A 24163-nucleotide genomic window follows, 5' to 3' on the forward strand; every position below is an offset into this window, starting at 1 on the left:
CTACCCATTTGTTTTTAACGAATTGTTATTCATGTGTGACGTGATGCACGAAAATGGTGCCAGCCGATTATTCTATAGGAATGTTGCGCTCAGCATTTGATGCTTCTGTTGGGTCTTCTACCGCAAGAATTGGCTCTTGAGGGCCAAGGAAGCGTGGCTGCGTATTCATTACGTAGAGATCCAAAAATGCTTTCACACGAGCAAGCAGTTCACGAATTCGCATCGAAGTTTTTTGTTTGTTCGCCGTTGGGCCTGCGACTGCAAGGCACTGTGCATCAATGTTATACGCATCGGCAATGAACAACGCGCGCTCACAGTGAAAGCGTTGAGTCACTATCAAAAAACGCTCTGAGGCGAAGATCTTTTTTGCTCGCACGATGGAATCCAAAGTCCGAAATCCAGCGTAATCGAGATGAATGACTTCTTCTGGAACGCCGGCTTTAAGCAGATCTCGTTTCATGGTCCATGGCTCATTGTAAGAGCGATGTGCGTTGTCTCCGCTAAGCAAAAACTGTTTCACTTTGCCTTGTTTATAAAGCTCGATCGCTGCATTGATGCGATGAGTGTAATAGGTGTTGAGTGTCTTTCCGATGTATTTACTCGTACCAAGCACCACCGCGACTTCGTGCTGGGGTATTTGGTCGTAATCGATAAAGATATTGTCTTTGGCCTGCAATGCGACCCAGCGGTCGATGGCAACGACAGACAGGAGGAGTCCAAATAAAGAGATCGACAAAATCAAAGCAATTCGCTTCCACGAACACTTAAGCTTCCACTTTGACCTTATACGAGAAAACAGCAAAACGTCTTATACCCTTTAATAAATGTGTATTCCTCATCATATCTGATAGAAACAAAAAGAGAGAAGCCCATTTATGCCAAAATCTGGTTAGGATGATAAAAAACAGCTTAAAAAACAAAAGCCCCTACAGAGTAGGGGCTAATAATTATACAAGTTGTCTCAAGCTTAGAATGCTGTGCGTTTGTAGCGGCGGTAAACTGGCTGCCAGAACGCTTGGTCAATAGCATCGTTTAGCGCTTCGTCTGTGATTTCCAGTGCCACACCTTGCTCGATTGCTTTCTTCGCAACGGCAAAAGCGATCTTCTTCGATACTAGGTGGATTTCTTCCAAAGGTGGTAGAAGTGCACCACGACCATTAATCGCAAGTGGAGAACATGTAGCCAGCGCTCGGCTTGATTCCATTAGCATTTCGTCAGTCACGCGTTTTGCGTTAACCGCTAAAACGCCAAGACCGATACCTGGGAAGATGTAGCTGTTGTTACATTGTGCGATAGGGTAAGTGCGACCTTCGTGAACCACAGGATCAAACGGACTACCCGTTGCCACTAGCGCTTCACCGTTTGTCCAACGGATGATGTCGTTTGGTGTTGCTTCAACACGGCTGGTTGGGTTTGATAGCGGGAAGACAATCGGACGCTTGCAGTGTTTGTGCATCTCTTCGATTACTTCTTGGCTAAATAGGCCAGGAGCACCTGATACACCAATCAGTACCGTTGGTTTCGCGTTACGCATTACATCCAGTAGTGAGAAGCCATTTTCTTCATTTTCCCACTCTTTTGTGTTGCTGTGTTTTTGGACCAAACGCTGTTGGAAATCAAGCAGGTTAGGCATACCTTCTTGTAACAGACCCCAGCGATCGACCATGTAAACTTGAGAGCGTGCTTTCTCGTCAGAAATCCCTTCCGATACCATTTGCGCAATGATCGCTTCTGCGATACCACAACCCGCAGAACCCGCACCTAAGAAAGTGATGCGCTGTTTAGAAAGTTGAGTACCCGCCGCTTTACATGCTGCCAGTAGAGAGCCTACGGTTACTGCTGCCGTACCTTGGATGTCATCGTTGAAACAACAAATACGGTCTTTGTAGCGCTCTAGTAGAGGCATCGCATTTTTCTGCGCGAAGTCTTCAAACTGGATAAGTGCATCCGGCCAACGGCGTTGTACTGCTTGGATGAATTCTTCTACAAATGCATCGTAGTCAGGGCCCGTAATACGAGGATGACGCCAGCCCATGTACATTGGATCAGCAAGACGTTGAGGGTTGTTTGTACCCACATCCAGAACGATAGGCAATGTGTAAGCAGGGCTGATACCACCACATGCGGTGTACAGAGAAAGCTTACCGATAGGAATACCCATACCGCCGATACCTTGGTCACCCAAACCTAGGATTCGTTCGCCATCAGTCACAACAATCACTTTTACGTTGTGGTTGGCTGCGTTGTTTAGCAGGTCATCGATACGATCACGGTTCGGGTAAGAGATAAATAGACCACGACCACGACGGTAAATGTTCGAGAAGTTCTCACACGCAGCACCAACGGTTGGCGTGTAGATGATCGGCATCATCTCAGAAATATGGTTTTGTACTAAACGGTAGAATAGGGTTTCGTTGGTATCTTGGATATTGCGCAGGTAAATGTGCTTATCCATGTCGCTTTCGAAACTCTTGTATTGTTGGTAGGCACGTTCTACCTGTTCTTGAATTGTTTCTGTTGTCTCTGGAAGCAGACCTTCTAAGTTGAATGAACTACGTTCTTCAGCAGAAAAAGCACTGCCTTTGTTCAATAGAGGGGTTGCCATAAGAGCCGGACCCGCATATGGAATATATAGTGGGCGTTTATCGTTGTTCATTGGGTGCCTTAATGTAGGGTTGAAGGATGCGCACGAAATTTTAACGGGTTCACCATTTAGTTGTAAACATGCGTTGACGCACATCAATGTAATGTCGCAAAAAAACTCGTTTACCGACGAAAATATCGTCAATATTTGTTGTAAGAGATACCTAAAGCAGGATTTTTTCACTTGGGTATAATGCTCAGCATTATCACAACAAAATCCATTCTTTATGTTTCAACTGCCTATCGATAGCTTACAAGCTGAATTTGACCAACACGTGAAGCACCACCACCTCGTTGTGGAAGCCGAAACGGGTTCGGGTAAGTCAACACGCCTTCCTCTTTGGGCGGCAAAGCACGGACGTGTTTTGGTCATCGAGCCACGTCGAATTGCTTGTACCTCATTAGCTGAGTTTCTTGCGGAGCAATCTGGTGAGCCGATAGGTAACAAAATTGGTTACGCGATCAAGCTGCATGCGTATTTCGATGAGAACACGGAAGTTGTGTTTGTGACGCCGGGTGTAGCGTTGCGTTGGTTTGCGGAAGACAAACTTGCAAGCTTCGACATCGTGATAGTGGACGAATTTCACGAACGTCGCTGGGACATTGATCTACTAACCGCAATTTTGAAGCAAGAAAATCAGCATCGATTGATAGTGACATCTGCCACATTAGAGGGCGAAAAACTCGCACATTATCTTAATGCTCATCGTCTTCGCTCAGAAGGGCGCTGTTTTCCTGTCTCGGTGACTCATCGAGTAATAGACAGTCGTCATCTGCCCAATAAAAAAGGGTGTGAAAATGACGTGGTGAAAACAGTAAAAGAAGCCCTTGAAGATGAGGAAGGCGATATCTTGGTGTTCTTACCAGGTCGAAAAGAGATCGCTCAGTGCGCGCAGATGTTACAGCACTTGGATGATGTGCTGTTGGTGAAACTTCATGCCTCGGTCAGTGATGAAGAGCGACATCGAGCTTTAACTGTTCAAGCGCAGCGCAAAGTGGTGCTGGCAACCAATGTCGCGGAAACGTCGCTTACCATTCCTAACATCCGCGTTGTGATTGATAGCGGTTTGGAGCGAAGAACGGTTCAGCGCAACGGACGTACTGCTCTCACATTAACCAACATTTCAAAAGCCAGTGCAGCACAGCGAATGGGGCGTGCAGGGCGTGTAGCAGAAGGCACTTGTATCCGTTTATTTGGCGAACATGCTCCATTAGAGTTGGTCACGCCACCGGAGTTGCATCGTGAAGAGCTGGTAGAGCCCATGCTTGCGGCGGCGTGTTGTGGCTATCGTTTATCTGAGCTGCACTTTCTTGATGCGGTTCCAGAAAAGTCATTGAACGCAGCACTTCTGTGTTTGCAAGCGATGGGTGCATTAGACGATAACGGTGACGTAACTGAGCACGGCAAAAAAGTCTATCCACTGCCAATTGATGCGCTATTCGCCGATCTGGTGACTCGCATTCCGACCAAAGCCGAAAAAGAAGCCATGATCGATTTAGCGGCAGCGCTCTCCGTGCCTGCACAGCTGTATCAACTGCAAGGGGGAGAGGCAACAGAGGCACTAGAGCAAGAAGAACCTTTGGGGTGTGACGCGTCGCTAATGATTCGGTTGGTGCGTGGAGAACAGCTTCCTGTTGTGATTGTTGATACCAGTGTGCTGGAAGAAGCGCAAGGCTTAGCAAAGCAGATGCGGGACGTATTTGAATTGCCTCAATTGGAAGTGGCTTCGCGTTATCGACGAGATCAACTGACTCAAGCGATAGCGGCTTTGCATCCTGAATTGGTGTTTGTGCGCAGAGAGCGTCGCCGAGATGCACTTGGCAATGGTTCGATGGAAATGGTCGTTGGTCGAAACAGTCGTTTTCCGGATAAAAGTGAAGCGGCTTTGGTGCTAGATAGCCACAGCGTACCGGGTAGGGGAGTTAAACAAACGCTCAACCTTGCATCTGTCATGATGCCGATTTCGCTCGACCTCATTAAAACGCTCGAACTGGGAGAATGGCACCAAGGTGATACTCAATACGAAGATGATACTCCGCTAGCAACTATGCACTTAGTGTACGCTGGTCGGACAATATTCACCGAGCATCAAGCGTTACAAGGTGAAGTGGCGATTCAATCTATCGTCGACATGATCGAACAAGAAATGTTGTTGCAAGGATTTGCTCCATTGCGAAAACAACAAATTCAACACTGGAAAATCTACAATTCCCTAGGTCTGAATACTGAACTGGTGGATAAGAAAGTCCTTGATGAACTTTGTTTTTCTGTTTGGCTGACTGAACAACTGGCAACGCTCGGCGTTGAAAGTGTTGATGACATCGAATTGTTCGAGGCTGATGACCTTCCATTTGAAGGCATTCCCGAGTGGGAATACAACGACTTCGCAGAGCAGTACCCTCTGAAGCTCGTGTTAGCTGAGCTCAAGCTTGATGTGGAATATTTTGTGTCTCGCAAGTTGGTTCATGTCATCTACACAGAAGGAAATCGCAAAGGTGACCCTAAACGCTGGGAACTTCCAAGATGGGCTGGGTGGAAAGTTCAGTACAAAAAAGCCAGCCGTGTGGTAGATGTAAAATAAGCTTTTTATCAACGAGCTGATAACAATAGAGCTGTGTATCTGCGGCTTATTGTAAAATCTTCAGCTAATTATAAAATCCGGAATGAAAATTGCTTTAACCGCTTTTCCCTTGCTGTTTATTGTCGAAGTTATCGATGATAAGGAATGATATTGCCGCTTTATGGTTTGGCGGCAAAAGGATAACGATGAAGTATAAAGTAATTCCGCTCTTGTTGTGCCCCGTACTTGCTTACGGAAAAGACATTACCCATATCTCTACCTACGAAGACAACTACGTTCTAGGTACATACACCACAGACATCAACCAAAGCGCCTACAGTGAAATGGGCTCAGAGATGGATTCACTGCAAGATTTTGAAGTGAAGTTTCAGATCTCAGCATCAATTCCATTTTATCGCTTCAGCTCAGGCACTGCTTTGATGGGGGCTTATACTCAAAAGTCCCTATGGCAACTGGCAAACTCTGATATCTCATCGCCATTTAGAGAAACAAACTACAAGCCGCAAGTGTTCTTAGCGCATCAATCGAACATGTTGTTGTTCAATCATGTTGAAGCCGGTTACAAACATGAATCGAACGGTCAATCCAGCAAACTGTCACGCAGTTGGGATCGTCTATATGTCGCTGCCGAGCGTTTTTCTGGCCCAGTCGAGTATGGCGTACATGCATGGTGGGTGATTACCACAGAAAATGACGACATGGAAAATTACTACGCACCTTACGAGTTGTGGGCGAAAGTTTATACCCGTGCGGGCGTGGTCAATACGCGCGGTTTTTACAACTTTGCTGATGATAAAGGTGGGGTTGAACTAGGTTACACATTCTATTTCAATGACATTCTTGGTGTATATCTTCAAGGTTACCATGGCTACGGTGAAACGCTGATCGACTATGACCATTCTCAAACCCGTGTTGGGCTTGGCATTAAGCTGATGAATCTATAAGCTTTTGATATTGACATCATCGCTTAAGCCCTGTTTTTAGTTTGCTGTTTGAAATATTAATCAATTGAATGCTTATATATGGCGAAGCTGTGCATCACTTGTTACAAAGCTGGTTTTAATATTTCCTTTTGAATGTAATTAAGGGCATAAAAGACTATTCTTTTATATCCCATTGCTATATCAAAATAGTTGAACGATATTTGGTATATCTCATTTTCGAGTGTCGGGGGCAGAGAATGGATCAACAAGGAAAGACATGCATTGAGTTCGACTACACCAGCTTTTTAGGAGCTACAGGAAGTAAGAAATGGACCTTCTTAGAGGCGTTCGCGACCATTGCGCCCATTTTTGGTTTGATGTGGAAGCAGAACATTGCAGAGTTGAGCCGACCGGAAGATCGACTCTGGGATGCGGCATTAAAATCGATGTCTTCACGCCAAAGTGACGAATCGAACTTAGTTCGTTTAACTCAGCTCGCAAAGCATGAAGGGATAAATGAATTACGTGTTGTCATGCCATATTCACTCGACTCAAAGCAGATTGAATATATTGAATCTCGCAGTAAGTTAAAGGTCGATGCGTCGGAGCAAGATGTTCTTAATATCAAGTTTTAAGCGTGGCCTTCTAATCTCACTTGTACGCTTAAATAGAATCACCACAAAAGCGACCTCTCTGGGTCGCTTTTTTCGTATCTCAAGCGCCATGCATTCCACCTGCTCTGTCTAGCTCATATTATTGATTGGCTTAGTCCAATGCCACTTTTGTTGGAAGTGTGATGAATATAGAGTATTTACACTTAATTTAACAAAAATGTAACCTTTGGAAATGCAATTGTCATAACTAGCTTCTAACTTAGTGTTTTTAGGACAAATTACCGACCCAAATCATCGGCGCTGTGAGCTCGAATCAATACTCTTTTGTCTGCGGATAGGGAGATTTTTATTCGTTGCGTTATTTGGGCAAAAACAAAAACACAATAAGAAAGGAAGTCAGTATGTCTTTGTCTCGTCGAGACTTTATGAAAGTTGTCTCTTCAACCGCCGTTGCTACCGGTCTAATCGGTTGTGGCAGCGACGATAATGAATCCGTTGCCGTTAGTTTTGAACATGGTGTCGCCAGTGGCGATCCGACTCAAGCACAAGTGATTATTTGGACTCGGGTGACTACAGCCGCGAGTTACGTGGATGTGAGCTGGCAAGTCGCATCCGACATGGAGTTTTCAAATGTCGTGCAAAGTGGCGTATTCACTACCGATACAGGACGTGATTTCACGGTAAAAGTGGACGTACAAAACCTCAACGCCAATTCTCAGTACTACTACCGATTTATGGTCGGCGAGATGATGAGTGAGGTAGGGCAAACTCAAACTCTACCTGAAGATGGTGTCGAAAAAGCATCGATGGCGGTGGTGTCTTGCGCCAACTATCCAGCGGGTTATTTCCACGTTTATCGCGAGATCTTAAATCAACATGAACAATCGCCATTCGACGTTGTGTTACATCTTGGTGACTACATTTATGAATATGGGGCTGGAGGCTATGCCAGTGAAGATGCCGCTGCATTAGGGCGCGAACCGAGCAAAGGCACAGAATGTATCACGCTGGACGATTACCGAAAAAGATACGCCCAATATCGTCAAGATGCCGATCTGCAAGCATTACATGCCAAACTGCCCATGATTGCAGTTTGGGATGATCACGAGTTAGCTAATGACACATGGAAAAATGGCGCAGAGAACCATCAAGACGATGAAGGTAGCTTTATCGACCGTCGAGCCGCCGCTGCGGCTGCATGGACTGAGTGGTTGCCAGTTCGTGAGAATACATTCTCAAACATGTTGATTTATCGTCAGTTCTCATTTGGCAACTTAGTGAATCTCATGATGCTCGATACGCGCCTTGTCGGTCGTGATAAGCCATTGGATTACTTCTCACTCAGTGCACCAACAATGGAAGCTATCGGTGGGTTAGTTGCTCAATCACGCAGTGCAGACAGAGAACTGCTAGGCACTGAACAACTTGCTTGGTTGATGAAAGAGTTCAACACGCACGATGCAAAATGGAACGTTTTAGGCCAACAAGTTTTGATGTCGCGAATGGAGCTACCAAGTTCAGTGATGACGGCGATGTTCCAACTGTTTACGTCTACAGAAGAGAAGAAAACAGAAGCTTTGTTGGCGGTCAATACAGCGATTACCGGTTATCTTGCCGATCCAAGTGCAGATCCCATTTCTCTGCCTTACAACCTCGATGCTTGGGATGGTTACTATGTCGAGCGTGAAAAAGTCTACCAACTGGCCAAAGCAAGTAGTGGCAATTTTGTGTGTTTAGCGGGCGATACTCACAACGCGTGGGCAAGTGAGTTAAAAGATGTGTCAAACAATCCGATAGGGGTCGAGTTTGCGACGAGCTCGGTGAGCTCTCCGGGGTTGGAAGAGTATTTGGCGTTGGACCCGGTGGCGATTGCTCAAATGGAATACACCTTGCCGCATTTAGTCTCCGAGCTGCAATGGGCTGACATTAAACAACGTGGCTTTATGCGAGTGACCTTTACTGCTGATGCCGCTCAATCAACGTGGTACTTGGTGTCGACCATCAAAGATAAAAAGTATCAGGTGACGACGAAGTCGGCGTCTACGACAAATGGCACAACGTTAGACATTATCTAATCTAAACTGGCGAAAAAAGTAAAAGTCCGCTCATCAAGGCGGACTTTTTTGTTGGCAATTTTCAATCAGCTTTCAGATAGCTAGTCGATCAAACCGTACTCTTTGCTGAGAATTTCGATGATTTCAGCTTTTGGATTTTCGCTTAGCGTAATTGGGTTACCTGTAATTTTCTCGGCGATACCAATGTAGGTTCTTGAAATATCCATCAAAGATTCAACAGGAAGATCGTTATCGCGTGCAAGAGCTTCGCGCTCTGGCATACGTTCTTTGTTTAATAAGATATCTGGGTCAGGGAAGTGGTTAAGTAGGAACTGACGGAAACCTTCTTTCGAGTTTTCAACGATGTTACCTGTTTGGTACTCCTTTGCATCCCAAATACGAGAAGAATCTGGCGTGCCAACTTCATCCATGTAGATCAGCTTTTCATTACCTGCGGCGTCATGAACATAACCAAATTCGAATTTGGTATCGACAAAAATTTGATCGATTTCTTCTAACGCTTGGCTGATAACGTTAAAGCCTTCTTTCAACAATTTTTCGTACTGAGCGATATCTTCTGCGCTTGAGAAGTTAAACGCTTCATAGTTGTCCACGATATTTTGGCGAGTGATGTTCACATCGTCTGCTTCTGGTACGCCAGGAATGCCTTTTAGGATGCCTTTGGTTGACGGCGTCATTAGCAAATCCGGTAGCGCTTTATCTTTTTCTAACCCTTCAGGAAGTTGAATACCACAAAACTCGCGCTCACCATTTGCGTATGCACGCCACATGGAACCAGTGATGTATTTACGGCAGATTGCCTCAATTTTTACCGGTTTTGCTTTTTGAACGATCCAAACAAATGGGTGAGGAATATCTAAGATGTGGCTGTCAGCTAAGCCGTTGTCTTTAAAAAGCTTAAACCAATGATTCGAAATGGCATTCAATGCGGCACCTTTACCCGGTACACCTTTAAGCCCACCTTCACCATGCCAAATACAATCGAAAGCAGAAATACGATCGCTGATCACCATGATGGCCAGGGGCGCATCTGGTGCGACATCGTATCCTTTTTCTTTGATCAGTCGGGCACTGTCTTCTTCAGTTAACCAGTAAACTGAACGAACTTTTCCGCTGTGTACGGGTTTGTGGGTGCGAATTGGCAGGTCGTCATTGACGGCAAGTACTTGATTAGCAAGGCTCATTGCGACATTCCTATCATCTTAATCAAACGTCTTAAGGAGAAGATATTCAGCGGAAAATATCAGCTGAATAAATCGAATGAGGGCATCATACCAGAACTATTTTAACTCGCCAGAGAAAAAGCAAACGTTTGCCTCTTTTCTTTAATACAAAAAATGCCCCCTTAAAAGGAGGCGAGATGCAGGATGGATAACGTCGATCTTGTTAGTGATACTGGTTTACTCTGCCTTCGACGAAAAAGACTTCACACTGATAACGCTGAGCGATGTCACGCAACATGGATTGGTTCATAAGAGCAATTTTGTTTGATGCGACAACCGCGCTGGCATTGCCAGACTGAATGGCTTTGATAACGATTTCGACTTCAGAAAGCTGTTGAGACGGCTTCATCTGAATAACGTTTTTGCAGCAAATATTGGAAGCAGTGAGTTGCTCAAAATCAGGACGAGGACACTCAGCGGTAAACAGAATCCATTGTTTTTGCTGTGACAATACTGCCAACTTAGAAAGAAGCTGATCAGACACATCCATTGGTTGAGTGGTTTGTGCCAGTACGTTGTAACGTGAGTATGTACGAGATTGACTTTGTAACTGCATCTTACTGTTCCTTTATACATGCTGTATGTGTATACAGTAGTTTGTTTTGGGTATCTGATCAACCCATTTTTACTGATGAGTACGTGAGATAACGCTCGCTGATAGTTGAGTGATTTTTTAAGATGTTGATTTTTAACGAATTGTTTTTGTTCTTGATATGTTGGGTATGGATTGAAAAGTGTGAAGTTAGCAACATTATCCGAGTGATATATACAGGTGTTTACTACTGTATATACAGTGCTTTTGTTGATGTTATACAGTGGTTTTTGATGGTCGATACAGGTATGAGTCACACAATGAGCGTGTTTACGTCGTGATTATGGGGAAGAGATGTGAATCATAAGCGATCAAAAAAGCGCCCTAAAAGGCGCTTTTGAAAATCAGTTCCATTGATTCTAACCGGATTAGCTCGCTCGTTGTGCCATGCGCTCACGCATTTGCATTTCGCCTTGGTTAAACAGACGAACATCGATCTTCGCCATGTCGTAGCAGGCTTGGCAAGAGTGATGATATTTGCCATCTACATAATCGTGACGAGTAACAAAACTAGGTTTTTTACACCAATCGCAGGTGCCTTCTTCAGTGAACATTGATTTTCTCCCCACCTAGATAAATATGAGTCGTTAGGTGTTATTTTTCGCCGGGCATTATGGCATGAAAAAGAGATTGACGTTAAATGTCTGTTAATTTGTTTGAGAGCGAGATCGATTGCGAACCTTGTTTTACTTAGACTTAAAGCTAGCCATCAAACGCCTTCTAGTTATGCTTTACGATTTTGTAACATTTTGTGAGATGATTTTAAACGCCTGGTTCAAACGTTTCATTTCTTCTTCACTTCCACGAGTATCTGGATGATAGAGTTTTGAAAGTTGTCGATAGCGGAGTTTCACTGCTTGGTTATCAGGAATGGTTTGTGGTGTGTAACCAAACATCGCGCAGGCAACCGCAACTTTATTATGATTGTCGGATTGGCTGCGAGTCTTTTTAAACTCTTTGAATACTTTCTCCAGCTGACGCTTCAATTGTTTATTCGTGAACTCTAACTCTTTTACTTTCGCATCAAGTTGCTGAGTTTGGTTTGCCTCTTGGGAAGACAGTGTGGCCAAGGCTCGTTGTTGTTTTCTTAGAATTGCCCATCCACCGAAGCCTGCTAGAGCGATCACCAATCCACCAATAGCCAACCACATAATCGTGCCATTATCAGACGTTACGGTTGATTGTGGAGCGACAGGCTGCTCTTCTTTTGTCGCTTCTTTATCTAATTCCACAATTTCGGAGACTTGCTTTGCACGCAGTTGATTGAAGCGCTCTTCGAGATAATGATTGTAAGCTTCTTCCGCTTGAGGGTTTGTGTCCGAGGCTAATTGGTACCACGCCTCAACGAGATCGCTGGTGGTGATGTCTTTTTGGTGATGCTGAACAAAGTCCGCTAACAAGAACCCTCGGTCGCGAGGGTCATTCAACGCTACAGAGGTAAACCAATACGTTGCCTGTGAGTAATTAACCGCACCGGTCAATCCTCGGGAATAGTCTTCGGCCAGCTGTTTCTGTGCAGGTAAATAGCCTTGGCTTGCGGATTGCTCTAGCCAATAGCGAACATCCGATGGCGAATCTGATTTTGGAGAAAGAGCCAGTTGCTGCGCCAGTTCAAATTGTTCTGCTGGGGATGTTGGTGCTTGAGAAGCAAATGCAGATACAGAAAGACAGTTGCTTAACGTAAAGGATAGGGCGATGGTTTTGAATGACATTGAATGTGTCAGGCCTAGCGTAAGTTGCTAGGCCTGCTCCGGTAATTTTTGTTATTACCGTTATGGTGCTACCAAATTACTTCAGTGGCAAGATCTGGATTTCAACACGGCGGTTGCAAGCACGACCTTCAGAAGTTTGGTTTGAGCAAATTGGATTGCGCTCACCGTAGCCACGTGCAATTGCACGGCCTGGAGCCACTTTTTGAGACACTAGGAACTGACGAACAGATTCCGCGCGACGCTCAGAAAGCGTTTGGTTGTATGATTCGCTACCAGTGCTGTCTGTGTAGCCATCAATGACTAGGCTTGTATCTGGGTATTCAACCAGAATACGAGCAACACCACGTAGAGTATTGTGGATGCTTGCATCCAGTTGGTATGAGCTTGAAGAGAAGCCAATGCCATTTTCCATGCGAAGTAGAAGTTGGTTTTCACCTACACGCTGTACTTGTACGCCAGAGTTTAGCAACGCACGACGCAGTTCTGCTTCTTGTTGGTCAAAGTAGTAACCGACGCCTGCTCCAGTAGCACCGCCTGCCGCCGCACCAATAAGAGCATGTTTACGACGTTCTTTTGCGTTATCACCAGTTGCCAAACCGATCGCTGCACCAGCAATAGCACCAATTAGCGCGCCTTGCGTGGTAGAGTTCGTTTCGTATTCACCCGTTGTTGCATTTTGGCGTTGAGTAGCTTGACAGCCTGTAAGAGCTAGCACTAGTGCCAGTGCAATAGACATCTTTTTCAAGGGAAAATCTCCGTATAAAACTGAGGCGAAAGAGTGCCTCATAATGGGATGCGAATTATGAATCAGTAGATATTGATATTTGTTATGCGAAAGTAAGATTGATAGAGAGCTGTGTAAGAATTTTCTTATAACGCTCAATATCAACCCACTTTTACGTATCTAGTTGAGTATGTTGCGCTTATTTCGAGGTGTTGCCCAACATTTTTCTGGCTTGTTCTCCACCGACACCACGGTTTACAGAGACTTTTCTGCCTTTCTTTAATCCGACTTCGTAGTCTTCAGTCAGATTCTTCATGGCTTCTCTTAATTGTTTTTTGAACGTTTCACGGTCGATGTTCTGAAACTCTTTATCAATGTAATCATTGATTTTGTTTGCAGACTCTTCATCCGGTGAGATCACTGGCAGCTTTTCAAGTGCGCCTTCTACCCAGCCAGAAACAAAAGAGTTAACACGGCGAGTCACTTCCATTGAAGACGTACCAGAACCTGCAAAGCTATTACGGAACTGGCCGGTGCTTTCATTCAATTCTCGATAGATGATGTCGAAAGCAAAGGCAGCAAAGATAGCGCGATCGGCTTCACCAATAAACTCAACGCGTTTAAGCCCTTTGTGATTCAACAAGACGGCTTCAACACCAAACTTAGTGTTAATGCCACGAATCACGCGCAATAGGGTAGAACTGATGTTGGACGGCAACAAATGGGAAGATTGAGTTTTTCCCATTTTGATAAACTCAATATCGTCTTTGTCCAAACCATATTTGAGCATAAGGCGATGCGCCATCTTGATGGCGTTTGCCGCCTCATTCACGTTGGCGGAGTTACCCAGTTCCAAACACTTGGCGATTTTTTTCAGAGCTTTTTGTTTATCCATCGACAACCAGTAACGAAAGCAGAAAATTTACGAAGTCAGACATATTACCTTTTTTGACATAAAAACGAAATACAAGGCGAGGTGGAAGTGGTTTCTTCCGAGAAAAAATAAGCCCCGCGAGGAGCGAGGCTAGGCGTTTTTAGGTCGTCTTAATCAGGCGAAACGATATTACCTTATCGAGATGACTTCTCTTGGGATGGCGTGTCTGACGGTTACAAACCCAGTTGGCTCAGTAAGTCGTCAGCGTCATCTTTAGAGTTCGAAGATTCCGACTCTTTTTCTGCCATGTTTTTACGCGCGGCTTCTAAGATTTCATCTGGGTTTTCATCTTCTGCAATTTCAAATTCTTCAAGCTGGATGAACTCTGTTTTGTCCATCGCTAGCTCTAAATAGAAAATGTTGTTGTTTGCGGTCGAGAACGTCACACGACGTGCTTGAGGGCGATCCAAATTGGTATCAACTTGCAAAATTACCTGTTTGTTCAACGCCAGCATCTTCGGCTGGTTTTGCGTGATGTTGGTTTGCAGTTCTTTACGGATTTTATTGGTAAAGTCACCGACCAATTGGTTCATGAGTTCACCCAATACGTCTGCAACTTCATCAGAAGTATGGGAGATAGCCAGTTCTTCTTCTGGCATGCCCATGTTACGCATGTAGTTGGTGTAAATCTCTAAAGCGGCTTTTGCAGTAAAGTTAATCACTACAAGTCCGGTAAATCCGCCATCAAATAGGACAAAACAGCCAAAATCTGGTTTGAGGCTGGTCTTGTTGATCTTTTGAACCATTGCGGAGTAATTAACTTGAGAAGAGGTGGCCGAAGTAAGAACGCCAGAAACAGACTGGCAAAGTTTTAGAAGGATATCTTCCGTGGTAACAACTTTATTTTTTTTCATTCTGAAAGCTCATCTAGAAACGCGATTTCTATCCCAATGTAAGGCATCAAGCCTCAAAAAATAAAGCATAAGTTTAATTATTGTATTGAGATTCTGATTTGATCGCCTTTTTAAATGTTGTAAAGTGACGAAATTCAAAGAATATTACTCCTCTCACTTTTTTTGCGGCGTCTTGTTGTGCTGATAGCTGCGCTGTATGAGAAATGAGCAAATAATTAGATAACCCGCAGCTGATGGGATCAGCGTCGTAGGGGCAGGAAGCAAATGTTACCAAGATTACACTCGCAAACTGATGTCGATCCTCTTGTTCTTCGTTTTCTGAAAGAGCTTGAACAAGCCGGATTCACTGGCGACATCGAAAGCCAATATTCAAGTCGTTTAGCTGTCGCTACAGACAACAGCGTTTACCAGCAACTTCCTCAAGCAGTCGTCCATCCTCGAACGACTCAAGATGTTTCTCTCATCGGAAAACTGAGCAATCAAGAAAAGTACGAAAGAATCACGTTCTCCCCTCGTGGTGGCGGTACCGGTACAAATGGCCAGTCGCTGACCAAAGGCATTGTGGTGGATTTGTCTCGCCACATGAACAAAGTATTGGAAGTGAATGAAGATGAAGGGTGGGTTCGCGTTCAAACTGGTGTAGTGAAAGATCAGTTGAACGATGCGGTTCGTCCTTACGGCTACTTTTTCTCTCCAGATTTGTCGACCAGCAACCGCGCAACGATTGGCGGGATGGTGAATACCGACGCCTCTGGTCAAGGCTCTCTTAAATACGGGAAAACGTCTGATCATGTACTGTCGTTGCAAGCGGTGTTTGCTGACGGCTCGATTTTAGAGTCTGATTTGTCTCATGGTTATCCAAAAGAAGGCGAGTTTGCCGCTACGGCGTTACAAGTGACGGAATCAGTTTGTCGAGATAAACGTCAACAGATCTTGGATAAATTTCCTCCTCTTAATCGCTTCCTAACGGGCTACGACTTAAAGAACGCGTTAAATGAAGAAGATGACCGTTTCGATATCACACGAGTGCTGTGTGGAGCAGAAGGCTCATTGGCCTTTATTACGGAAGCGAAGCTAAACCTGACGCCAATTCCGAAAGCGCGTACCTTAGTTAACGTGAAATACAACAGCTTTGACTCTGCACTACGCAATGCGCCATTTATGGTCGAAGCGAAAGCACTTTCTGTTGAAACTGTTGACTCAAAAGTACTTAATCTCGCGAAGCAAGACATTGTCTGGCACACCGTGAGCGATCTGATCACCGACGTGCCAAACAAAGAAATGCTTGGCATCAATATGGTGGAATACGCAGGGCAAGACGAAGAAGAAGTTGCTGCGCAGGTCGCGGCGTTAACCGCCAAACTCGATATCATGTTGGAAACAGAAGAAGCGGGCATTATCGGCTACCAAGTTTGTAACGATGTAGCGAGTATTGGACGTATCTACAACATGCGTAAAAAAGCGGTGGGTTTGTTAGGCGCTGCAAAAGGCCGCGCTAAACCGGTCGCATTCGCTGAAGATACGTGTGTACCACCAGAAAACTTGGCCGATTTCATTGTAGAGTTCCGCGAACTATTAGATAGCAAGTCTCTGAATTACGGTATGTTTGGTCACGTTGATGCAGGGGTGCTGCATGTGCGTCCTGCGTTGGACTTGTGCGACCCGCACCAAGAAGCATTGATGCATGAAGTCTCTGATGAAGTCGTCAAGCTGGTAGCGAAATACGGCGGCCTGATGTGGGGTGAGCACGGTAAAGGTTTCCGCTCGGAATATGGTCCGGAGTTCTTTGGCAAAGAGTTGTTTACTGAGCTTCGACGCGTAAAAGCTGCATTCGACCCACATAATAAAATGAACCCAGGCAAAATCTGTACGCCACTTGATAGCGATGCAGAGTTGGTAAAAGTAACCGACACCAAACGTGGTTACTATGATCGCCAAATTGACGTACAAGTACGTGACAGCTTTAAGCAAGCGATGGAATGTAACGGGAACGGTTTATGCTTTAACTACGATACCAGTTCGCCGATGTGTCCATCGATGAAAGTGACGGCTGATCGTCGTCATTCGCCAAAAGGGCGCGCTGGATTGGTTCGTGAATGGTTGCGTCAGCTTACTGAGCAAGGTATTGATATTCTTGACCTAGAAAAGCAAACGTTAGAAAATAAAACATCGATCAAAACCATGATTGATCGTGTGCGTCATTCCATTAATCGTCGTCACGAATACGATTTCTCTCATGAAGTTTATGAAGCAATGAACGGCTGCTTAGCGTGTAAAGCGTGTGCGAGCCAATGTCCGATCAAAGTGGATGTTCCAAGTTTCCGTTCCCGCTTTTTAAACATTTATCACTCGCGCTATCAGCGTCCGGCAAAAGATTATTTGGTTGCCAACATTGAAACCATGCTACCAATAATGGCAAAAGCACCGGCAGTCGTGAACGGCGTATTGAAACAGTCGTGGGTGAAGAGCTTAACGGCTTCAACTGTAGGGTATGTGGATGCGCCGTTGTTGTCTGTTCCTACGTTGAAACAGCGCGTAGAGTCGCTGACAACGCCGTATGATCTGCAAGTATTGAGTGGTTTGTCTTCGACTGAAAAGAGCAAGCACGTATTAATCGTTCAAGACCCATTTACCAGCTATTACGATGCGGACGTTGTTGAAGACTTCGTCAAGTTGGTTAAAAAGCTAGGTATGCATCCAGTGCTTTTGCCATTTAAGCCAAATGGTAAAGCGCAACACATCAAAGGCTTCCTACGCCAGTTTAAAGAGACCGCGGCTGATACGGCGAAGTTCTTGGCGATGGTGGCGGACTTAGACATTCCGTTGGTCGGCGTTGATCCGGCATTGGTGCTGTGCTATCGAGATGAGTACGCGGAAGTACTCGGTAGCAAGCGAGGCGATTTCGATGTGCTAACGGCACACGAATGGCTGTACCCAAGGTTGGAAGCGTTTGAAGTAGCAAAGCAACGGGAAAATCAGGAACCGTGGTACTTGTTTGCGCACTGCACTGAAAAAACCAAAATGCCGAACGCAGAGAAAGAATGGGGCGCTATTTTTGCTCACTTTGGCGCGGTATTGAACACAGTACCGGTTGGTTGTTGTGGCATGGCGGGTACATTTGGCCACGAGGTTGATAAGCTGTCGATGTCGAAAGACATATACAATTTAAGTTGGAAACCAAACCTAGATAAGTTAGATAACGAAAGATGTTTGATTACTGGTTATTCTTGCCGAAGCCAAGTAAAACGCTTTGAAGGAACAAAGCCTAAGCATCCCGTTCAAGCACTGTTAACTTTGGTATAATGACATCAAGCCCAGTCCAACTGGGCTTTTTGCCCAATGATGAACATTCCATTTCAAAGGATCTGAACCTTGAGAAAACTTGAACTCAAAGTCCCACCTGTTGCGGTGTTTTTGCTGGTCATACTTCTGATGTACGGGCTTAAAGTCTTGACGCCGAGCATGAATATTCGAGTGCCCTTTGTTGAGTTTGTAGTCGGCGCACTAACTTTGTTGTCTGGCTACATGGGGATTGCCGGTGTATATGAATTTCGCAAAGTAAAGACTACCGTGAACCCAGTAAAACCTGATGCAGCATCTTCCGTTGTAAGAACTGGCGTGTTTGCCTTCTCACGTAACCCAATGTACATGGCGTTGTTACTGCTCATCATTGCGGTGGGTTTATGGTGGCAACATTTAAGTGTGGTGCTTTGCGGTGTGTTGTTTGTCAGTTATATGAATCGATTTCAAATCAAACCAGAAGAACATGTATTGGAAAGGTTGTTTGGTGATGAATACTTGGATTATAAAAACCAAGTTCGTCGCTGGATTTGAATACCGAGCTGCCATCGACTCATTTTTTAAGTAAAAAGAAAGCCCAACATCAATCGTTGGGCTTTCTTTTTGGTATCCGATTGTTATCGCTAATTCGGCAGTCTGTTACGCTGCCTTAACGAACTTTGCTAGGAATGCATCCTTACGCTCATTAAAGCGGTGTACAAGGTCCTCAACGGCTTCTTGATCGTATGGCTTCAAACCACTCGCTACCATACGTTTAATGCCTTTACCGACCACTTCACCATCTTCTTTGAATGCGAAGTTCAAAGTCACCACGCCGCGCTTACCATCTACATCAAACGTCGCACCAGTGAAATCCACTTCAGGATGTGTAAGGTCTAAGCGTGAAAATTCCACTTCCATGCTTTCATAAATAACCAGTGGACGCTGACAGTTGATCATCATTTGTTTCTCTTCCATAAGAGGAACCATGATGTGCGGGAAGTTCATGCCAGAAAACTGCACGTAATTTGTTACAACGTGCTCAATAAAAGCTGGGTTGTGGTTGGTTTCGCCTTCACGAGACATGTGCAAGTATTCTTTGCCTGCCTCATCTACGACTGCGCTTTCTTTTTCACACTTATTTTCAATATGCAGCTCAATGCCATCATTTACCATGCCAGAGAAACGAAAGCGCATTTTTTGGCTGATGCCTTCTTTACTTAGTAGAACGGCAAATAGCAGATCGCCAGGCACACAAAAGCGTTTGTTATCTTCATCATGAATAGGGTTGTAATCACCAGCCACACGCTTAGCAAAGTGACTTGCTTGTTCGCGAGTGAATTGAAATTGATGATTATTGTTTGAAAAATAAGGTGTTAGAAACATAATTATTAAGTAGTAACCAAAACTGTAAGGGATTATATGCGAATATCTGAGTAGCAATGGTCCATCCAGTAGAAAGTTCACTGCATTTTGACAATGCGCACCCAAATCAGCAGATAAACGTTTAAAAACACATGCTTGAATGGCTTATCCATTTATGATGCGAATAAGTGCGTCGCGCGACTCTGATATCACTCACGAATTGTTAAGAGTATAGACACAAAAAAGGCTCCACGAAGAGGTGGAGCCTAGACTGAAGTTTGCTTCTACAGATTAATGTACGCTTGGCAGAAGGTTCTCTGGCATCAGTGCGTTATGTAGAGCGAGTTTCAACAATGTGTTTGCTTGCTCGATATCGGGTGCAAAGTAACGGTCTTTATCGTAGAACGACACTTTTTCACGCAGCATCTGTTTTGCAATTTCGATTCGCTCTGACGATTTATTTGGCGCTCTGAAATCCAAACCTTGCGCCGCCGATAGATATTCGACAGCTAGAATGCCGCGAGTGTTTTCACCCATTTCTTTCAGTCTGCGAGCCGCGAATGTCGCCATTGACACGTGGTCTTCTTGGTTTGCTGATGTTGGTAAGCTATCTACTGAGGCTGGGTGAGCAAGGGTCTTGTTTTCACTTGCCAATGCCGCAGAGGTTACTTGAGCAATCATGAAGCCAGAGTTCACGCCACCATTATCGACTAAGAATGGCGGCAGTTTTGATAGCGCGCTGTCGATGAGAAGTGCCATACGACGCTCGGACAAACTGCCGATTTCTGCAATGGCGAGAGCTAAGTTGTCGGCTGCCATCGCAACAGGTTCTGCATGGAAGTTACCGCCAGAGATGATGTCGTTATCTTCTGCAAATACTAATGGGTTATCAGAAACGGAGTTCGCTTCTACTTGCAATACTTCAGCGGAGTTACGGATTTGCTGCAAACACGCGCCCATCACTTGCGGCTGACAACGCAGTGAGTATGGGTCTTGCACTTTTTCACAGTTAGTGTGCGATTCACCAATTTCACTTGATGTATCCAGTAGGTGACGGTATGCGAGTGCTGCATCCATTTGGCTACGATGACCACGTACGCGGTGGATTCGAGGGTCGAACGGACGTCGGCTACCTAGTGCGGCTTCTACAGACATGGCGCCACACACGGTTGCTGACGCAAAAAGGTCTTCAGCAATAAACAGACCTTCTAGCGCGAATGCTGTTGAAGCCTGTGTACCATTGAGTAACGCTAAGCCTTCTTTTGGCGCTAGTGTGATAGGCTCAAGACCAGCAATTTTTAGTGCTTCGTAGCCGGATACGATTTGGCCATTGTGACGTGCTTGACCTTCACCAAGCAGCACCGTACTCATGTGGGCTAGGGGAGCCAAATCGCCTGAAGCTCCGACTGAGCCTTTTTGAGGAACGCATGGATAAACTTGCGCATTGACCAAATCAATCAACATGTTGATGACTTTCAAACGAATGCCAGAAAATCCACGAGCCAAGCTGTTGATTTTTAAAACCATCATGAGGCGAACGGTTTCATCAGACATGAATTTGCCGATACCCGCAGCATGAGATAAAACAATACTTCTTTGCAGCGTTTCTAAATCTTCTGGTGCAATTCGAGTGTTTGCCAAAAGACCGAAACCGGTGTTGATACCATAGACGGTGCGATCTTCTGCGATGACGCGGTCGACGACTTGAGTACTTTCTTCAATGCCCGGAATGGCCTCTGGGTCCAAAGTAAGGTTGACCGGGGAACGGCTCACTTGACGCAGTTCGTTTAAGCTAATATGACCTGGCTTTAGCGTTAAATTTAACATCTCTTTCATCCTTACTTGAGCTTCTTCAGTTCTTCGTTGAGCATTGGTAAATCCAGTCCTTGCTCGGCTGCACATTGTTTGGCGATATCATATCCCGCATCAGCATGACGCATTACACCCGTTGCAGGGTCGTTATGCAGTACGCGAGCAATGCGTTGAGAAGCATCGTCACTACCGTCACAACAAATGACCATACCCGAGTGTTGGGAGAAGCCCATACCTACGCCACCACCGTGATGAAGTGATACCCATGTTGCGCCGCCAGCAGTGTTCAATAATGCGTTTAATAGTGGCCAGTCTGATACTGCGTCAGAGCCGTCCATCATGCCTTCTGTTTCTCGGTTCGGGCTTGCTACAGAGCCTGAATCTAAGTGGTCGCGACCAATAACGATAGGAGCTTTCAGCTCACCATTTTTCACCATTTCGTTGAACGCTTGACCAAGGCGCTCACGATCTTTCAAACCTACCCAACAAATACGAGCCGGAAGACCTTGGAACTGAATACGCTCACGCGCCATATCTAACCAGTTATGCAGATGTGGGTTGTCAGGAATCAACTCTTTTACTTTTTGGTCGGTTTTGTAAATGTCTTCTGGATCACCAGATAGAGCTGCCCAACGGAAAGGCCCAATGCCTTCACAGAATAAAGGACGAATATAAGCAGGAACGAAACCTGGGAAATCAAACGCATTTTCTACGCCTTCTTCCAGTGCCATCTGACGAATGTTGTTACCGTAATCGAGTGTCGCCGAGCCACGGCTTTGCAGATCAAGCATCGCTTGCACTTGTACTGCCATGGATTTCTTTGCTGCTTTTACAACAGCGGCTTCATCTTGCAGACGCATTTCTGCTGCGTGAGACATGCTCCAACCTTGTGGTAGGTAACCATTTAATGGGTCATGCGCAGAGGTTTGGTCAGTAACTACATCTGGTGTGATATTGCGTTCAACAAGCTCTGAGAAAACATCAGCCGCGTTACCTAGAAGGCCAACAGATACTGGCGTGTCTGATTCGGTGATGATTGCGAGTGCTTCGTCTAGAGACGTCGCTTTTTGGTCAACATAACCAGTACGCAGACGGTAATCGATACGTGATTCGTCACACTCAACGGCAATCATTGAAAAACCTGCCATGGTGCCCGCAAGTGGTTGAGCGCCACCCATGCCACCAAGACCACCAGTTAGAACCCAGCGACCTTTTGCATCGCCGTTAAAGTGCTTTTTCGCAACTGACACGAAGGTTTCGTAAGTGCCTTGGACGATGCCTTGTGAACCGATATAAATCCAGCTACCCGCGGTCATTTGGCCGTACATCATCAAACCTTGCTTATCAAGCTCGTTGAAGTGTTCCCAGTTTGCCCAATGCGGAACCAAGTTTGAGTTAGCAATGAGCACACGCGGTGCGTTTTTGTGGGTTGGGAAAACACCCACAGGTTTACCTGATTGCACTAAAAGCGTTTGGTCATCTTCGAGTCTTTCCAGTACTTCTACAATCTTGTCGTAACATTCCCAGTTTCGTGCTGCGCGACCAATGCCGCCGTATACCACTAATGAATGTGGATGTTCTGCCACATCAGGATCTAGGTTGTTCATCAGCATACGAAGTGGGGCTTCTGTAAGCCAAGATTTTGCGCGCAGTTTATTTCCGTGAGGTGCACGAATTGTTCTGCTTGTATCAAGTCGTGGATCTTGTCCCTGGCGCTGTGTCATTTTCAGACTCCTTTAGTTTCTCGTGATGACCAAGTGCTTGCTTGGTCTTTTTATTCAAAATTCACTTAGATTTCAAAGTGATGGTTATTTAATAGGTTGAGGTTTATGTTCTTTCTCCGCCATGGCGTTGGCGATGTCCCAACACAAACGGGCAGCTAAGCGAGCGGTTTGACTATCGACATCGTAATTCGGGTTGTACTCTGCGATATCGGCTAACATAAGCTTGTTTTTGTAGTGAAGAATTCGTTCTAAAAAAGGTGCGATTGTGTCGTAACTTACACCTCTAGCCGCAGGAGCACTTACGCCTGGCGCGGTTGCTGCTGGGAATACATCCAAATCAATGGTGAGATAGAGATAGTCACAATCGTCGATAAAGTGTTGCAGTTGGGTTAGGTGGTAGCTGTGATTCAAGTAATTGAGTTGACTATCTTCTACATACCATACGTTCAGCTCGTCCGCTTTTTGGAATAATGCTTGCGTGTTGCTGCTTCGACTCACCCCCAAACAGGCGTAATGGAAAGCCCAATCGTTACGCTGACAAAAATGATGAATTTGGTTGAATGGTGTACCTGAGCTTGGTTTTACATCCGCTAATGAACTTTCGAACGCGCGCAAATCGAAGTGCGCATCGAAGTTAATGATGCCAATTTTTGGCTTTTTCTCTGGATGATGCGTTTTGAAATATTCCGCTAGACCAGAAAACGATGCCCACGCAATTTCGTGTCCGCCCCCCAAAACGATAGTTGGCGTGTGAGGTAGCGCTTCTGAAATGAGGTTTGCACAGCGTGATTGGCTTTCTTCTAACAAGTCATCATCGCAAACGACAGTCCCAAGATCATAAAGCTGGGCATCTTTATGCCAAGCGAGATTCGCTAGCGCTCTACGAATCAAATCTGGTGCTTTTTTCGCTCCAATTCGGCCTTTGTTTCTCGCAACGCCTGCGTCGGTAGCAAAACCCAGAATGGATACGCCTTGAGAGGCTCTCTCTAGCTCGCTTGTTTTTTGATGTTTAACGACGTGGTGAATGCGTTGACCCAATTTGCCATCTTCAGCATCATGACGGCCTTGCCAGTGAAATTTTTGTTGGTGTAAATCTGACTGAGACAT

Annotated in this window: 19 protein-coding genes; 6 read left to right on the forward strand and 13 right to left on the reverse strand. The window is 45.3% G+C overall.

What is annotated here, in order from left to right:
- Positions 1-67: 67 nt before the first annotated feature.
- Entirely contained in the window at positions 68-802 is a 735-nt protein-coding gene (locus DYB02_RS07550; RefSeq protein ID WP_005462605.1) for a SanA/YdcF family protein, read from the reverse strand.
- Positions 803-967: 165 nt separating this feature from the next.
- Positions 968-2656, reverse strand: a complete 1689-nt coding sequence (locus DYB02_RS07555; RefSeq protein ID WP_029805673.1) for an NAD-dependent malic enzyme — start codon at positions 2654-2656, stop codon at positions 968-970.
- Positions 2657-2870: 214 nt separating this feature from the next.
- On the opposite strand from DYB02_RS07555, the gene DYB02_RS07560 reads away from it, so the two are divergent.
- The 4 genes from DYB02_RS07560 to DYB02_RS07575 all read left to right on the forward strand — a co-directional run bounded on the left by DYB02_RS07560 (position 2871) and on the right by DYB02_RS07575 (position 8837).
- A complete protein-coding gene (locus DYB02_RS07560; RefSeq protein WP_029805675.1) occupies positions 2871-5225 on the forward strand; it encodes a helicase-related protein in 2355 nt (784 codons plus the stop codon).
- 185 nt (positions 5226-5410) lie between these two features.
- Positions 5411-6169 carry a phospholipase A gene (locus DYB02_RS07565; RefSeq protein WP_005462596.1) on the forward strand — a complete coding sequence of 253 codons (759 nt, stop codon included), beginning with the start codon at positions 5411-5413 and terminating at the stop codon, positions 6167-6169.
- A 236-nt stretch (positions 6170-6405) separates the two neighbouring features.
- Positions 6406-6783 (forward strand): hypothetical protein, encoded by a 378-nt coding sequence (locus DYB02_RS07570; protein ID WP_005462601.1) that lies wholly within the window; start codon positions 6406-6408, stop codon positions 6781-6783.
- 380 nt (positions 6784-7163) lie between these two features.
- Positions 7164-8837: an alkaline phosphatase D family protein gene (locus DYB02_RS07575; RefSeq protein ID WP_031849003.1), complete on the forward strand. Its 1674-nt coding sequence runs from the start codon at positions 7164-7166 to the stop codon at positions 8835-8837.
- A gap of 80 nt (positions 8838-8917) precedes the next feature.
- On the opposite strand, the gene DYB02_RS07580 is transcribed toward DYB02_RS07575, so the two are convergent.
- From DYB02_RS07580 to DYB02_RS07610, 7 genes are all read right to left on the reverse strand, one after another.
- Positions 8918-10021 (reverse strand): phosphoribosylaminoimidazolesuccinocarboxamide synthase, encoded by a 1104-nt coding sequence (locus DYB02_RS07580; RefSeq protein ID WP_025506004.1) that lies wholly within the window; start codon positions 10019-10021, stop codon positions 8918-8920.
- A gap of 202 nt (positions 10022-10223) precedes the next feature.
- Complete coding sequence (locus tag DYB02_RS07585) at positions 10224-10616, reverse strand: cell division inhibitor SulA (protein WP_005462595.1); 393 nt, start codon at positions 10614-10616, stop codon at positions 10224-10226.
- 404 nt (positions 10617-11020) lie between these two features.
- A complete protein-coding gene (locus tag DYB02_RS07590) occupies positions 11021-11206 on the reverse strand; it encodes a hypothetical protein (RefSeq protein ID WP_005462602.1) in 186 nt (61 codons plus the stop codon).
- A 177-nt stretch (positions 11207-11383) separates the two neighbouring features.
- On the reverse strand, positions 11384-12364 hold the full coding sequence (locus DYB02_RS07595; RefSeq protein ID WP_029805352.1) for a J domain-containing protein: 981 nt from the start codon (positions 12362-12364) through the stop codon (positions 11384-11386).
- Between the two features lie 76 nt (positions 12365-12440).
- Positions 12441-13109, reverse strand: a complete 669-nt coding sequence (locus DYB02_RS07600; RefSeq protein WP_005483532.1) for a YiaD family glycine zipper/OmpA-like lipoprotein — start codon at positions 13107-13109, stop codon at positions 12441-12443.
- Between the two features lie 178 nt (positions 13110-13287).
- Positions 13288-13983, reverse strand: coding sequence for a DUF2786 domain-containing protein (locus tag DYB02_RS07605; RefSeq protein WP_005462644.1), 696 nt, complete (start codon positions 13981-13983; stop codon positions 13288-13290).
- A gap of 212 nt (positions 13984-14195) precedes the next feature.
- Positions 14196-14876, reverse strand: a complete 681-nt coding sequence (locus DYB02_RS07610) for a DUF3334 family protein (RefSeq protein ID WP_029805350.1) — start codon at positions 14874-14876, stop codon at positions 14196-14198.
- A gap of 264 nt (positions 14877-15140) precedes the next feature.
- Between DYB02_RS07610 and ydiJ the strand changes: the two genes are divergently transcribed.
- Positions 15141-18179, forward strand: a complete 3039-nt coding sequence (ydiJ, locus tag DYB02_RS07615; protein ID WP_029805349.1) for a D-2-hydroxyglutarate dehydrogenase YdiJ — start codon at positions 15141-15143, stop codon at positions 18177-18179.
- 69 nt (positions 18180-18248) lie between these two features.
- Positions 18249-18710 (forward strand): methyltransferase family protein, encoded by a 462-nt coding sequence (locus DYB02_RS07620; protein WP_024702686.1) that lies wholly within the window; start codon positions 18249-18251, stop codon positions 18708-18710.
- A 105-nt stretch (positions 18711-18815) separates the two neighbouring features.
- Here DYB02_RS07620 and DYB02_RS07625 read toward each other — a convergent pair whose 3' ends face one another.
- From DYB02_RS07625 to hutG, 4 genes are all read right to left on the reverse strand, one after another.
- Positions 18816-19541, reverse strand: a complete 726-nt coding sequence (locus DYB02_RS07625; protein WP_029805348.1) for a DUF3581 domain-containing protein — start codon at positions 19539-19541, stop codon at positions 18816-18818.
- A gap of 270 nt (positions 19542-19811) precedes the next feature.
- Positions 19812-21347: a histidine ammonia-lyase gene (hutH, locus tag DYB02_RS07630; RefSeq protein ID WP_025526582.1), complete on the reverse strand. Its 1536-nt coding sequence runs from the start codon at positions 21345-21347 to the stop codon at positions 19812-19814.
- Between the two features lie 11 nt (positions 21348-21358).
- Complete coding sequence (gene hutU / locus DYB02_RS07635) at positions 21359-23056, reverse strand: urocanate hydratase (RefSeq protein WP_025576179.1); 1698 nt, start codon at positions 23054-23056, stop codon at positions 21359-21361.
- A gap of 84 nt (positions 23057-23140) precedes the next feature.
- A complete protein-coding gene (gene hutG, locus DYB02_RS07640) occupies positions 23141-24163 on the reverse strand; it encodes a formimidoylglutamase (protein ID WP_025442010.1) in 1023 nt (340 codons plus the stop codon).

The organism is Vibrio parahaemolyticus, assembly GCF_900460535.1.
GTDB lineage: Bacteria > Pseudomonadota > Gammaproteobacteria > Enterobacterales > Vibrionaceae > Vibrio > Vibrio parahaemolyticus.

Coding starts and splice junctions, on each gene's coding strand:
- DYB02_RS07580 (WP_025506004.1), bottom strand. CDS start 10,021: ATGAGCCTTGCTAATCAAGTACTTGCCGTCAATGACGACCTGCCAATT.
- DYB02_RS07560 (WP_029805675.1), top strand. CDS start 2,871: ATGTTTCAACTGCCTATCGATAGCTTACAAGCTGAATTTGACCAACAC.
- DYB02_RS07570 (WP_005462601.1), top strand. CDS start 6,406: ATGGATCAACAAGGAAAGACATGCATTGAGTTCGACTACACCAGCTTT.
- DYB02_RS07585 (WP_005462595.1), bottom strand. CDS start 10,616: ATGCAGTTACAAAGTCAATCTCGTACATACTCACGTTACAACGTACTG.
- DYB02_RS07605 (WP_005462644.1), bottom strand. CDS start 13,983: ATGGATAAACAAAAAGCTCTGAAAAAAATCGCCAAGTGTTTGGAACTG.
- DYB02_RS07625 (WP_029805348.1), bottom strand. CDS start 19,541: ATGTTTCTAACACCTTATTTTTCAAACAATAATCATCAATTTCAATTC.
- DYB02_RS07590 (WP_005462602.1), bottom strand. CDS start 11,206: ATGTTCACTGAAGAAGGCACCTGCGATTGGTGTAAAAAACCTAGTTTT.
- DYB02_RS07595 (WP_029805352.1), bottom strand. CDS start 12,364: ATGTCATTCAAAACCATCGCCCTATCCTTTACGTTAAGCAACTGTCTT.
- DYB02_RS07610 (WP_029805350.1), bottom strand. CDS start 14,876: ATGAAAAAAAATAAAGTTGTTACCACGGAAGATATCCTTCTAAAACTT.
- ydiJ (WP_029805349.1), top strand. CDS start 15,141: ATGTTACCAAGATTACACTCGCAAACTGATGTCGATCCTCTTGTTCTT.
- hutH (WP_025526582.1), bottom strand. CDS start 21,347: ATGTTAAATTTAACGCTAAAGCCAGGTCATATTAGCTTAAACGAACTG.
- DYB02_RS07555 (WP_029805673.1), bottom strand. CDS start 2,656: ATGAACAACGATAAACGCCCACTATATATTCCATATGCGGGTCCGGCT.
- DYB02_RS07565 (WP_005462596.1), top strand. CDS start 5,411: ATGAAGTATAAAGTAATTCCGCTCTTGTTGTGCCCCGTACTTGCTTAC.
- hutG (WP_025442010.1), bottom strand. CDS start 24,163: ATGTCTCAGTCAGATTTACACCAACAAAAATTTCACTGGCAAGGCCGT.
- DYB02_RS07575 (WP_031849003.1), top strand. CDS start 7,164: ATGTCTTTGTCTCGTCGAGACTTTATGAAAGTTGTCTCTTCAACCGCC.
- hutU (WP_025576179.1), bottom strand. CDS start 23,056: ATGACACAGCGCCAGGGACAAGATCCACGACTTGATACAAGCAGAACA.